The sequence below is a fragment of the Chryseobacterium sp. WG14 genome (assembly GCF_024586945.1).
Lineage (GTDB): Bacteria > Bacteroidota > Bacteroidia > Flavobacteriales > Weeksellaceae > Chryseobacterium.
Genome location: NZ_JALCZD010000001.1, coordinates 675718 through 689574, shown reverse-complemented (window position 1 = coordinate 689574; position 13857 = coordinate 675718). Strand labels below are relative to the sequence as shown.

The 13857-nt window shown below is 35.2% G+C and carries 9 protein-coding genes; 5 read left to right on the top strand and 4 right to left on the bottom strand.

All coding sequences use genetic code 11. The annotated features are described in order from the left end of the window. Positions 1–4: 4 nt before the first annotated feature. Positions 5–3586, bottom strand: coding sequence for a type II CRISPR RNA-guided endonuclease Cas9 (gene cas9 / locus MP478_RS03005; RefSeq protein WP_257199540.1), 3582 nt, complete (start codon positions 3584–3586; stop codon positions 5–7). Positions 3587–4037: 451 nt separating this feature from the next. Here cas9 and MP478_RS03000 point away from each other — a divergent pair, with 451 nt between their 5' ends. Both MP478_RS03000 and MP478_RS02995 read left to right on the top strand, forming a co-directional pair. Next, positions 4038–6161 carry a Tex family protein gene (locus MP478_RS03000; RefSeq protein WP_257199539.1) on the top strand — a complete coding sequence of 708 codons (2124 nt, stop codon included), beginning with the start codon at positions 4038–4040 and terminating at the stop codon, positions 6159–6161. A 33-nt stretch (positions 6162–6194) separates the two neighbouring features. Further along, the gene (locus tag MP478_RS02995) at positions 6195–6830 is read left to right on the top strand and encodes an HAD family hydrolase (RefSeq protein ID WP_257189088.1); all 636 of its coding nucleotides are present in this window, start codon (positions 6195–6197) and stop codon (positions 6828–6830) included. Between the two features lie 82 nt (positions 6831–6912). On the opposite strand, the gene MP478_RS02990 is transcribed toward MP478_RS02995, so the two are convergent. The 3 genes from MP478_RS02990 to MP478_RS02980 all read right to left on the bottom strand — a co-directional run bounded on the left by MP478_RS02990 (position 6913) and on the right by MP478_RS02980 (position 10583). Continuing rightward, positions 6913–8484, bottom strand: a complete 1572-nt coding sequence (locus MP478_RS02990; RefSeq protein WP_230040076.1) for a M20/M25/M40 family metallo-hydrolase — start codon at positions 8482–8484, stop codon at positions 6913–6915. 213 nt (positions 8485–8697) lie between these two features. Further along, positions 8698–8874, bottom strand: coding sequence for a histone H1 (locus MP478_RS02985; protein WP_047377485.1), 177 nt, complete (start codon positions 8872–8874; stop codon positions 8698–8700). A gap of 299 nt (positions 8875–9173) precedes the next feature. Next, a complete protein-coding gene (locus tag MP478_RS02980; RefSeq protein WP_257199538.1) occupies positions 9174–10583 on the bottom strand; it encodes a PLP-dependent aminotransferase family protein in 1410 nt (469 codons plus the stop codon). Between the two features lie 117 nt (positions 10584–10700). Here MP478_RS02980 and MP478_RS02975 point away from each other — a divergent pair, with 117 nt between their 5' ends. From MP478_RS02975 to MP478_RS02965, 3 genes are all read left to right on the top strand, one after another. After that, positions 10701–11231 (top strand): hypothetical protein, encoded by a 531-nt coding sequence (locus MP478_RS02975; protein ID WP_257199537.1) that lies wholly within the window; start codon positions 10701–10703, stop codon positions 11229–11231. Positions 11232–11286: 55 nt separating this feature from the next. After that, complete coding sequence (locus MP478_RS02970; protein ID WP_257189091.1) at positions 11287–12201, top strand: AraC family transcriptional regulator; 915 nt, start codon at positions 11287–11289, stop codon at positions 12199–12201. 88 nt (positions 12202–12289) lie between these two features. Next, the gene (locus tag MP478_RS02965; RefSeq protein WP_257199536.1) at positions 12290–13495 is read left to right on the top strand and encodes a Bcr/CflA family efflux MFS transporter; all 1206 of its coding nucleotides are present in this window, start codon (positions 12290–12292) and stop codon (positions 13493–13495) included. Positions 13496–13857 lie beyond the last annotated feature (362 nt).

Genomic DNA, 13857 nt, shown 5'->3' with positions numbered 1-13857 from the left:
AATTTTATTCTCCTACTTTAATGATGGAACCCAAATGATTGATCTTGATTTTCTGTAGTCTATTTAGATTTGTATTTGAAGTTATTATTTCCCAGGTTATATTTCTTAAAATAGGATTATTGCGATCAATTGTAGTTTCTAAATGATGCCTAAAATCAATCTGAAATTGTCCATTAGATTTTTTACTCATCTTTTGGAGCCTGAATAACTTCTTACTGATTATCGATCTATTTTTGGCATCAAAAAAATCTAATTCATTTTCTTCTGTAGGGTTTGAAGAATGTTTTAAATCCAAAACAAATAAGTCATTAATCTGCATTGAAAATTTAAAATCACCTAAATCAGCATCGTCATTACGATTAATAATCGGATATGGCTTTCCTACCTGAGAAACATTAAACTTTCCGATTTCAACTGCATCCCAGAAAGAAACTACTTTTTCATTATATTTCCCTTTACTATCTAGATATATTAAGGCATGATGGTTTCCCCCTGTTTTTACATAACCATTTCTTACGTTTTCAACTTTGCTCTCTTCATAAACTTTTACAGATTTAATTTGAATCCCTTTTTCCTTATTTAACCATACCGGATCTTCATCTAAATTTGAAAAAGCTTTTTTAATACTTCCCCTTTCTTCAATTCTCGGCTTAATGATTTTTTCTTTAATTTTCTGATCAACAATCTTTTCTACTTGAGCTGCTGTAAAGTTTTCGTTTAACGAAACTCTTTTAACGCATACATTTTCATAAACTAAAACCTCTTTAAGTTCATTATTCTGAAAAAATATCGGATCTTTTTTAATATTTTTAGAGGAAAAGGCCTCATCAATGCTTCGATATTTATCAATTCTTTTGATAATTAATTCTTTAATCAATGGATCAACTATATTCTCAAGATTATTAAATTTCTGATTTAATTTTTCTTTTTTTTCAGAAACCCTTTTTATTCTTCCCATTACAGTTTCTTCATGAAGCCTTCCTCTTGGTGTCCACGTTATTTGCTCTTTTGAAGAATTCTTTGGTTTATTTATATTTTTACTTAGAACTTTAGATGACTTTTTAATAGATACAAGAATTTGTTCCAAGTGTTTACGGGTTTGTTCTCTTAAATTCTCTATAGGAGTTATTGACCAATCATCAATCTGATCAGCAAAAGCCTTTAAATCAAAATTTTCTACATTTAAGAATTTCGCATTTGACTCAAGTTCTTCTTTTGACATTCCACTTTTTTCGTACTGATAAAGTTTATTAAGATTATTGAGTCTGAAGATTATCTTCTGATCTGTCAAAGCACAAATTAGTGCATCTACAGCATGATGTCGATGATCATCTCTTTTTGACCAATCCCTGATTATTTTTATTTCTTTTGTTTTATTAATTCCATCTTTTATAATCCTAGTATCTACCAGATCTAAAAGTTTATATTTATCATAATTTACTTCCTGCATTACTTCCTTCAGCTTCCATTTATCTCTAAGAAAATCTGTAACCTGTCCGGTTGTAGTAAATACATTTTCACAAATATTTTTAAGAAGTTTTACCGTTTCTCTGGAAATGTATTGAGAATCTTTTTTCATCCTTTCTACAAAATCAGATGGAATATCATCTCCTTTACAAATTAGATTATCAAATTTTGCTTTATTTATCTTTCCTTTTCCGTCATTATAAAGTTCATTTACTTTTTCTAAATATTGTTCAAATACTTCTTCGTTTTTCCCACTCATAAAGTCGTAGGCAGTCAATTGGTTTTTTGTTGAATTACATTTTTTATGAGCAAGAATAAAATTATTCATATTGTTCGTAAATGATCTCGATTTTGGAAGTATATGTTCAATATCTGCCTGACCAGAAATAAAATCAGACATTGTAATTTCCCGGCTACAGTAAAGACACTGTCGATCAGCTTCCTGCCAAAGTCTGTACCGCTGAATATCCCTGCCATTAACAATCTTGTACTGATATTCATCACTTAGTACCTCTCTGATTTTATCATTTTCTTTTTTATTCTTGAAATTGGAAATACTTATTCTTTTTCTCTGTTTAGCACTATTTCTGAGTTCCCTAGCTAGCTCAACCCTTATTTCATCAATTTTACCATACTTATCAATGATCTGATTCACAATATTTACAACCTGATTCAGTACCTGTTCGACAACTGGATTTCTCAAGCTGTTTTTAAGAATCGGCTGAAGTTTGTTTGTAATTTCAATTTTGGTTTTATATCCGCTGTGATCATAACCAACTTTATCACAAGCCTCACTATAACCAAAACCTTGTTCCAACAAAGGAAGGATTTTCTTAATAGCTCTTGTTGACAAACTTCCATAGTCGGCATTATAGGAAACTTCATCTGTAATAACTTTTGACTGTTCTTGAGTCAAATTAAATCGTTTTTGAAGCGTATTTATAATTTCATCATCCGTGGGTAATGAATAAGTAATATGCCATAGCTCAAACAAACCTCCTTTTTCATCATTTTTATATGGATTAAAATGCAGATATTTTTCACATTCATGATCATTTAAACCAGCACTATTCAAACCCTTTTTAATAACTGAATATGTTCTGCTCCCATCAAGTTCTGGAAAATTGAGATAAACATTCTGACCATGAAATGAAAGTATTTTTTTTATTTCATTAGCAGATAATTTAAACTTTGTATTTAATTTGATCCCTTTAAATAAATTATTTACAAGAGTTTTTTTCTGTTCTAATGTCGGTTTATATTTATCTCCGTTTTCAAAAGTAACTTCAAGGTCATTTACTTTTTGCCAAATACGGAATAATTCAAAGAAAGGAGACGATTTACTTATAGCTTTATGAAATTTTTCAAAAGCACAATCAGAAACAAGACCTTTTTGACTCTTCAATGGCCTTTGATAAAAAAGAATTTCATTTTTTATTTTTTGATATAAAATATTTTTATTTTTTGATCCGGAATTTCCTATTAAGATCTCGGGATAAAAATGATTTTGAAAATTCCATATTCTGTCAAATTCCTCAATATATGACGATCTTAAATAGGTTCTTTTACGCAAAGTTGTATTTTGCATACTATCGGCTCTCGATAGCTCATTATATAACTGTTGTCCAATAGTTTTATTTTCTAGATTACTTTCCAACTGCGCAATTGCCAACTTGTATTCTGAAGAACTTTCTTCAGCGGTCTTAGATTTCCTGTTGCTTAAAAAACCTCTCCTTTGGTTTAAGTGCATTAACACCCTTCCTATTTCTTTTAATGACAATTTTCTTTCTAAGGAATCATTTCGTAATTTATAAAGACTTAATTCATCTAATTTTATTAAATCTTCATCAGGAAACATATTTAATTCCTTTAAAAAAGTATACAGTTTACTTTTTCTCAATTTTGTCCTCTGATAGCCTCTTCTAATTCCTCTGGAGGTAGTTCTGGGTAAATTCTTGCTTGCTGTATTACCAGAGTAAAACTTACCCTGAAAATTTGGATCTTCAGGGACAACTCTTACTGCAAGTTCTTTTATTTCTTTTTTATTATTTTCTTCTTGGATGACTGCAACTCCTACTGATGAAACCCCAATGTCGAGCCCCAATATTACTCTTTTCATATTAGAAATATTTTATAAAATTACAAAAATATAACTTCTACTTGTTATCTTAATATATTTTTCTATATTTGTAATAGAAAATACTGATAAATTTTGACGAAAATTTATTGTTTGGCTCCAAACCAAACTTATTTAACTCCCGAGGTTAATTACTTATTTTCATAAAACATTTGTTAAAAAGATAACAAGTGTTGTGAATTGCTTTTTGGCTACTCTGAATGTGAGTAGCCATTTTCTGTATTATTATATTTTTATAAAAATAGAAATAAAAAAAACATTTGAATTACGGGTTCCCATAATTATGATAAAGATTTTTTCTGCTATATTTGTATTAATAATTTTGAAAAGCAATTCACAATAAGGATTATTCCGTTGTGAAAACATTCAAGGCGGGGCAACTCGCCTTTTTTTCTTTTTAAAAACCCTATTTTAGCTACCCGAAAACAGAACAATGACGACCGTAGAATTTATACAGAAGCAGCTTAACATCTCTGAAAAGAGCATCAACAATACCCTTCAGTTATTAGCAGAAGACTGCACTATTCCTTTTATTTCCCGTTACCGAAAGGATAAAACCGGGAATTTGGATGAGGTTCAGATTGAGCAGATCTCAAAGATCAGCAAGCAGTTTGAAGAGATTGTCAAAAGAAAGGAATCTATTTTAAAATCTATAGAAGAACAGCATGCTTTAAGCCCTGAGCTTCAGCAAAGAATAGAAGAAAGTTTTGATATTCAGGAGCTGGAAGATTTATATCTGCCTTTCAAAAAGCGTAAAAAAACAAAGGCTGATGCAGCTAAGGAAAAAGGATTGGAACCTTTAGCCAGAATCATTATGAGCCAGAAAAATAACGATATCCGGTTTTTGGCTTCAAAATACCTGAATAATGAAGTTTCATCAGAAGAAGAGGCTCTTCAGGGGGCAAGAGATATCATGGCAGAATGGATCAATGAAAACATGTATGTCCGCAAAAACCTCCGTCGTCTGTTTCAGCGTAAAGCTGTGGTAACGTCTAAAGTGGTAAAAGCTAAAAAAGAAGAGGAAGCGGCACAAAAATTCTCTCAGTATTTTGATTGGGAAGAAAGCCTCAGCAGAACTCCTTCTCACAGACTTCTTGCGATGTTGAGAGCTGAAACAGAAGGTTTTGTAAAAACAAATGTAGGTATTGATAAGGAAGAAGCTATTGATTTCATAGAGAAAGCTGTTATCAAGACCAATAATGAATCTTCTGAACAAATTGCCCTGGCCATAAAAGACGGTTATAAAAGACTTCTGGAACCGGCTATTTCCAATGAAAGCCTGCAGGAAGCCAAAGAAAAAGCAGATAAAAAAGCCATAGAAATATTTTCCGGGAACTTGAGTCAGTTACTTCTGGCACCGCCTTTAGGTGAAAAAAGGATTTTAGCGATTGACCCTGGCTACCGAAGCGGATGTAAAATTGTCTGCTTAGATGAAAAGGGAGATTTACTTCATAATGAAACCATCTACCCTCACGCACCACAAAATGAAACCGGAATGGCAATGAAGAAAATCCGTTCCATGGTCAATGCCTATGCTATTGAAGCTATTTCTATCGGAAATGGTACCGCAAGCCGTGAAACAGAATTTTTCATTAAAAAAATTGCGTTTGATAAGCCTTTACAGGTTTTTGTAGTTTCTGAAGCCGGAGCCTCGGTATATTCTGCAAGTAAAATTGCAAGGGATGAATTTCCTACATACGATGTCACTGTACGTGGGGCTGTTTCCATTGGAAGAAGACTTTCTGATCCATTGGCAGAGCTTGTAAAAATTGATGCAAAATCTATTGGTGTAGGCCAATATCAGCATGATGTAGACCAAACTCAGCTGAAAAATGAACTGGATTCTACCGTTATGAAGTGTGTGAATTCTGTAGGCATTAACTTAAATACAGCCAGTAAATCATTATTAAGCTATGTTTCCGGAATTGGAGAGAAAATGGCAGAAAATATTGTTAACTACCGTACAGAAAACGGAGCTTTTGAAAATAGAAAACAACTGAAAAAAGTACCGAGACTTGGAGAGAAAGCCTTCCAGCAGGCCGCTGCTTTTGTCAGAATTACCAATGCTGAAAACCCACTGGATAACTCCGCTGTACATCCTGAAGCCTATGGAGTTGTAGAAAAGATGGCCAAAGATCTGGGTATTAAAACCCATGAACTGATTGCCAACAAAGAAAAAATTGCTTTGGTAAAACCAGAAAGCTATATCACAGAAGAAATCGGAATTTTAGGAATCAAAGATATTCTGAAGGAGCTTGAAAAACCGGGATTAGACCCCAGAAAAGCAGTTAAAATATTTGAGTTTGACCCTCATGTAAAAAGCATTAAAGACTTAAAAACAGGAATGATCCTCCCGGGAATCGTCAATAATATTACGGCTTTCGGATGTTTTGTAGACCTGGGAATCAAAGAAAGCGGATTGGTACATATTTCCCAGTTGAAAGACGGATTTGTTTCTGATGTAAATGAAGTGGTAAAACTTCATCAGCATGTCCGTGTGAAAGTAACAGAGGTAGATGAGGCCAGAAAGAGAATTCAGCTGAGTATGATTCTGTAAGCACATATTTTTAATCAACAAACAAAAGACATTTTGAATTATAAGAATTTAATTTTCGATTTAGATGGAACTTTATGGGATTCCAGGGCTTCTATTATCAAAATATGGAATCATGTTCTGAACAAGCATCAGCTCATAAAAAAAGACCTGAAACCTGAAGATATGAATCAGTATATGGGATTACTGGCTCACGATATCGTTAAAGATATTGTTCCCGGAATTTCAGACCTGCAGATTCAGGAAATCCTTTCTGAAATTGTTTCCCAGGAAAATGAAGTACTGCGTATACAGGGCGGAATTTTATATAATGGTGTTGAAGAGACCCTGAAAAGCCTTAGCAATACACACCGTCTTTTTATTGTAAGCAATTGCCAGGATGGATATATTGAAGCATTTTTGGAATACTGTCAGTTCAATGACCTATTTACAGATTTTGAATCTCACGGACGGACTCAAAAGCCCAAGGCTGAAAATATAAAACTGATTATGGAAAGGAATCAGCTAAAGCCTGAAAACACCATTTATATTGGTGACACCCAAACAGATTACGACTCTTCAAGATCCAATGATCTGGAGTTTATTTTTTGTGAATATGGTTTTGGAAAATTAACTGATCCGGCATATGAGCCTTCTGTTTCAAAGTTTTCAGATTTAGAATTTTATATCTGATAGTAAAGCACTGTATTAATAAATCTGCATAAAAAGGCTGCCTATTAAGACAGCCTTTGCTATTTTGAATACTAATATCCTATTATTTATATTCTTTAGAATCTCTTCTTGGCTCTTTAACTTCCGGCCATTTCACCGTTCCTCCTTTTTCATCCTGAGGCATTAGTCTTTTTTCTCTGTTGGTAAATTCAGGATCTTCAGAAGCCATATAAGCTAATGCAGCGGTTAGCACTACATTATTTTTCACTTCATCAAAAACAATCTTGTCATACGTATCTTTTGTAGTATGCCAGGTATATCCAAAATATCCCCAGTTCAGAGAACCTAAGGAGAACCCCGGCACTCCTGCCGCTACAAAGGAAGCATGATCAGAACCACCCCCTCCGGGCATTCCCGGGAAGTCGGTTTTAATGTGTCCTTTTACCGTTTTTGGAACTCCCTCAAGCCATCTTCCGATATAGTCATATGCTTTTACGAATCCCTGACCGCTGATATTTACCACCCGTCCTGTTCCGTTATCCTGATTGAAAGCAGCCTGCACGCCTTTGATGATCTGAGGGTTATCTGCTACAAAACCTCTTGAACCATTCAATCCCTGCTCTTCACTCCCCCAAAGTCCTATAACAATTGTTCTTTTATTGTTTGGATAATATTTTTTCAGGATTCTCATGGTTTCGAGCATCGTAAGAGTACCTGTCCCATTATCGGTAGCTCCCTGAGCTCCATCCCAGGAATCAAGATGAGCAGAAAGGATCACGTATTCTTCAGGTTTTTCCTTTCCTTTGATCATTCCTATGGTATTGAAACTTTTGGCATCAGGAAGGATTTTTGACTGGGCATCAATTTTAATTTTTGGCTTACTTCCTTTTTCGGCCATTCTGTAAAGCATTCCATAATCTTCCACATCAATGTCAATCATTGGAATTTTGGATGTTTTTGCTCCAAAGATTCTGTTGGCTCCCATAATCCCCGTCCAGTTGGAAATAGCAATTCCTGCTGCCCCGGCTTTTTCCAAAGCTTCCGGAAGTGTGCTATTGTCATAGCCTATATTCTTTACATAAGCAGTAAAATCCTTGGCAGCCTGTTCTTTTTCCGCTTTAAGTTTTTCATAAAGCTCAGGAGTTGCAAATTCTTTGATCTGCTCGTCAGAACGCCCTATTTTCTGATATTGAGCCATCAAAACAATTTTCCCTTTTGCAGAAGGCAGCCATTGATCAAATTCTGCTTTAGAAGATACTTTAGGAAGAACAATTACTTCTGCTTCCACAGCTTTTTTGGTTGCCGGGCTCCATGCCAATTGTGTTGCAGACAGTGATTTTACACGTGGATACACCATGTCAACATGCGTAATTCCCCTTTGCCAGCCTTTCCATGTTCCAAATTGCTGGAGGTTTGCCTCTACTCCCCATGAGCGAAGTTTCCCCGCACTCCATTCATTGGCAGCAAGCATTTCAGGAGTTCCCACAAGACGCGGCCCTATGCCGTCTAATAATTCGCCAGCCATATTTTCAAGCTGAGAATTGTTATTTACCTCATCTACAAAACTTTTTACGATAGGATCAAGTTTTTCTTTCGGATCTACTTTTACCTGGGCCCATGAAAATTGGGCAGCCAACACCACTGCCGGTACTGCAAAAAATCTATTTATCTTCATAACATATATTGATTGGTTTAAAGATAAAAGAAATTGCGGAAATGATAAAGGATTAGAAGCAAAAAAGTCTTTACAGAAGAATGTTTTCAAGCTTTTTGTATGAAAACTTTATGTTCATTACAAAGCATACCACAGAATGAGCGGCAATGACTGAAATTTGTAGAGCAATTGAGGATATAAAAAAACCGGCTTTAAAAGCCGGTTTGAGGTAAATTATTTTTTAGCTTCTTCTACAGAAACTTTTCTGAAGTCTTTGAACAGTTTGCTTAGTTCTAAAGCTGCTTTACGAGCTCTTGTACCAGCTGCTTTGTTTCCTTTTTCTGCTTGTTGGTTTGCCTCAGTTGTGAACGCTTCAAATTCTGCGTTGATTTTTTCAATTAGTTCTTTCATTTATTTAAAAATTTAGGCTGCAAATATAGGTTTTATGGTGATTCCAGCCAATACAGCACCCGGAAAATTTATAAAAATCCTGAATTTCAGTAAAATTCTTTTCTATTTAACCTGAGAAATAATCAAATATGAGGTGTTTTTGCATGTTATGGCCAACTGCAAAACGGTTTGTTTCTGTAATTTATCAAGCCCTGTAAAATAAACCATATAGAATGATTGTGGAGATATTCTCCCTGAAGCAATATGTAAACATTTTGTTCGTCTTCCAGACCTCATAGATCAGGTTTTATATGATAAAATCAACTGAGACTTCTGAGTTTTTCTCCTACATTTTTCAGTAAAGCGAGACTCTCTGAGGTTATTCTCTCTGTAAATACTATCCTAAAATGGTGACTGTAGTGCTCTGTAAGAGAAAATGTAGTACCAGGAGTAAATACAATTTTGTTATTTTCACAGTAAAGGTAAAATATATCCATATCAACACTCTCCGGTAGCTGTCCCCAAATGCTGTAGCCACCCTGCGGCCTGTGAAAATATGAGTCTTGTGGAAAGTGTCTTCTTAATGCATCCAATACAATAATTGCCTGCTCGTTCAGCCTTTTTCGAAATGGACGCAGATGCCTTTCATAGCTGTTTCCCTGAAGGAGCTTCAATACCAGCTCCTGATAAATGGGCGATACCGATTTTCCCAATACAAACCTGCTTTTCTCAGCCTTTGAATAAAAACGTCCTGCTGACAGCCAGCCCAGACGAATGCCGGGTGCCAATGTCTTTGAAAAGGAGGAATATGTCATTACCAATCCTGTTTCATCAAAACTTTTGATACAATGCGGTCTTTTTTCTGTAAAATAAAGATCGCCATACATATCGTTTTCAATAACCGGCACCTGATGTATAACAGCTATTTTCAGCAGCTCTTTCTTTATGTTATCACTCATCAAAATACCAGTAGGATTATGAAAGTTGGGAGTTACCACCAATGCACGGATATTATTTTCTACACATACTTTTCTGAAATACTCTGTATCAAAACCACTTCGGTAATGTACAGGAATCTCAATAACCTTAAGACCCAGATTAGCAATCACCTCTAATACTGAAAACACACAGGGACTGTCAACCGCTACCACATCTCCGGTTTCTGTTACAGACCTTAATGCAATAACCAGTGCCTGCAAAGCACCATCAGTAATGATTAATTCATCAGGATTAAATGTACCTCCATATTTTCCCATTTGAACTGCAATATGTTTTCTCAATGATGCTAGCCCATTTGAAGGATAATACCGAAGAAGTGAAGCTCCTTTTTCACGGATCACTTCCTGCATGGTCCGGAGTATTAATTTTTGCGGAATCAGCAAATCTCCCGGCATAGCTGCATTAAAAGAACTGAATTCCGAGGTTCTTTTAGATGTCAGCATCATGTTTTTCATAAAGACCTCATCCCTGGCTACAGGAACAAGCTTTCTTCTTCTTCTTGAAGTATTCTCTTCCATAATGTCTGAAACAAAATACCCTGAACGCGGGCTGCTTTTAACCAGGCCTTTCATCATAAGGTGTTCGAAACCACTCTGAACAGAACTGGTACTCAGCTGATATGCTTTTTTAATTTCCCGGATAGATGGCAGGCGGTCTTTGTACTGTAAAACTCCGTTATAGATATGTTCTTCAATAACCGCTGTAAAAATTTCGTACTTATAGGATTTCATAGAATAGGTAAAACTGTACCGAACAAATTTACAAAATAAACACCTGTACTGATTATATTTTCTCAAACTGTATCCCTTCTGAATGGATTAATCTTATAATTTTGAATAAAAAAACTCATGGATATCATTTCAAAATTTACAGTAGGTTCTGAAGAGGGAATTTCTGATCTTATAACCATCATCGATTCTTCGGTTTACAGTCTGCATAAAGATTTTATTTCTGAAGAAGACATCAAAAGATATATCAGCAGTGAAATAGATCCGAGAAAGATGATCAATGAACTGAATGATCTTTCCAACCAGCTCATCATGACGTATGCAGACCGGCAACCGGTGGGCTACAGTATCATCAAAAGCGGCTCTGTATATCCCGGAATAGCTGAAGGAAAAAGATCTACAGAAATAAGTTTTGTTATTCTTCCTCAATTCAATTCCCCAGAAATAAGACAGTCTCTCTGGAAAAAATGCAGGTCTGCAGTAAGTTTTACAGATATCATATGGATCAATATACTCGCCCATGATCCTCTTCTGAAGTTTTTGAAGGAGTGTGGCTTTACATCAGCTTCCCTGGCACAGGCTGGTCCTTTTCAGCTTCCGTCACATATTTTAAAAATGGAGATTCATAAAATTAGAAATGATCAAAAATAGGGAAGCTTTATATCTCTTTCAATTTCGTATCTTTGATTTTTATAATTTCAACACAATGAGTGATCAGCTGGAAACCATAGAAGATTATTACAGACGTATTCGAAAAAATCAGATCAAACTGTTTGATTCGGAAGATTTTGAAATGGGAAAATCTCATTTCAATATTTCTATGCGAAAGTATTGTAGTTTCAAAAGCCCTTACAACCGGCGTGATTATTATAAAATCAGCTTTATCATAGGAAAAGGTACAATACATTATGGTGCCCATCAACTCTATATTGACCGCCCTGCCCTATTTTTCCCTTCCCCCAGCATTCCTTATACCTGGGAATGTGACGGTGATTTCCAGGAAGGTTATTTTTGTCTCTTCAACCAGGAGTTTTTTAATGGAAATTCTGAGTTTAATTTATTCAAAAAGACCTCTCTTTTCAAGGAATGGAGCAAACCTGTTGTTTTTTTAACGGATGAACAGACCCAGCTGGCAACTCTTTATTTTGAGCAGATGTACCGGATTAATAATTCAGTTTATCCTTACCGCTGCAGCAGTATTAAAAGCAATCTTGCATCTGTTCTGCATCTGGCCCTGGAAAACCGTGTTGAAGATATCAGCCTTAATGAACTCCCCGCTAATGTCCGCCTTTATAAACTGTTTGATGAATTGCTTACCAAACAGTTCCCACTGGATTCACCTGCTTATCCTCTGGCATTAAGAACACCTTCCGATTTCGCTGATCATCTTAATGTACATGTGAATCATTTAAATTCTTCTGTAAAGTCAGTGACCCATCTTACAACCACACAGATCATTAAGGACAAAATGTTTGAAGAATCTAAAAACCTGTTGAAATATACCAACTGGGATATTGCGCAAATAGGCTATACTTTAGGCTTTGAGCAGCCTTCCCATTTTAACAATTTTTTCAAGAAGCATGCACAGACTTCCCCTCTAAAATTTAAAAATGCATTTTAAATATTTGAATTTTGTAATTTTTACTTTGTCTTTTAAAACTGGATTTTAGTTTTCTTGAATTATTTTTGCATGGTAAAAATGAATGAATATGTTGAGAGAAGCATCTGAAAAACGCATAAAGTTAATAACCATTATGGCCTTTGTGTCCATCCCTCTTTCAGGGTTTGTCACAGATATTTACCTGCCGTCATTTCCATCAATGGCCAGAGAACTATCAGTTTCCGAAAAAGATATCCAGATTACGCTAACCTCTTACCTGCTGAGCTATGGAATCTCCCAGCTGTTTGTGGGGGGAATTCTTGACAGTATTGGGCGCTACCGTCCAAAACTGCTTGCTTTATTCCTTCTGGTCGTCAGCAGTATCCTGATTACAATGACTGACAGTATCCTGTTAATATGTCTGCTGCGTATTCTTCAGGGTGTTGCCGTTTCGGTACTTGTTGTGGCTACCCGCGCTATTTTTGTGGATATCTATGATTCAGAAAAAGTAAAACATTACCTGAGTTATTTTACCATTGTCTGGTCCTGCGGACCTATTCTGGCTCCTTTTCTTGGAGGCTATCTTGAAAAACTTTTTAACTGGCACGCCAACTTTCATTTCCTGGCCTTATATGCCGGAATTATCTTTCTGTTTGAATGGTTTTTCAGTGGAGAAAGCCTTCCCCAGAAAAAGAAGCTCGATATTGCCGAAAATATAAGTCTCTATAAAATGATGCTTAAAAACAGGATTTTTATGCTGGGAATTTTCATCTTGGGATTAAGCTATTCTATTGTTATGCTTTTTAATATTACAGGACCTTTTATTATTGAAAACACTTTTCATTTTAGCCCTGTAGTTATTGGATATTGTACTTTGATCTTAGGATTTTCATGGATGATAGGCGGCTTTATAGGAAAACGCAGACTTACGCTGGATTTTAAGCCCCGTATCCTGCAGCCTGTTCTGTTGCAGCTCATCCTGATTATTGCACTGATTATCACCAGCAATTATGCAGAAAGCCTTTTCATCATGGTTCCTTTTGCCTTTTTTATTCATATCTGTTCAGGGATACTGTTTACTTCATTTTTCACAACAAGTATGTTATATTTCCCTAAAAATGCAGGAACAGCAGGTGGATTAATGGGAGGATTGGTCTATGTGATCACCTCTATTTCAAGTTTCATTATTTCTGTAAGCGGAACAGTTACAGAGCAAAAAGGACTGGCATTGCGCTATCTTATTATAGCTTTTTTCCTACTGGGGATTATCCTTATTATGAACCAGGCTATCAAAAAAGAAAAAGCAGAGAATTAATCTCTGCTTTTTTTATTCATATCAGAAGGTGTCTTTCTTCCCCTATCACCCACTTATAATGAACTCTTCTCCGGGTTTGAACCATCCTTTCCGAACAATGATACTTTCGGACTACATTTAACTACTTTCAAATAAGCTGATATACTGAGATCAATGATAATTTAGCAGCAATGATTGATTGTTAAATAAATAGCAGTAAAAATAACAGATTTTATATACAATTTATTTTCAGATAACAAGGAAATAAATTGAGCCAAATCTATACATGGGAATTATACATCATTCTTGCTATAGATAAGATTTTCAGCATAATAAAGGTAGAAACCCTATATTTTTATTATCCCAATATTGGGAAATATTAC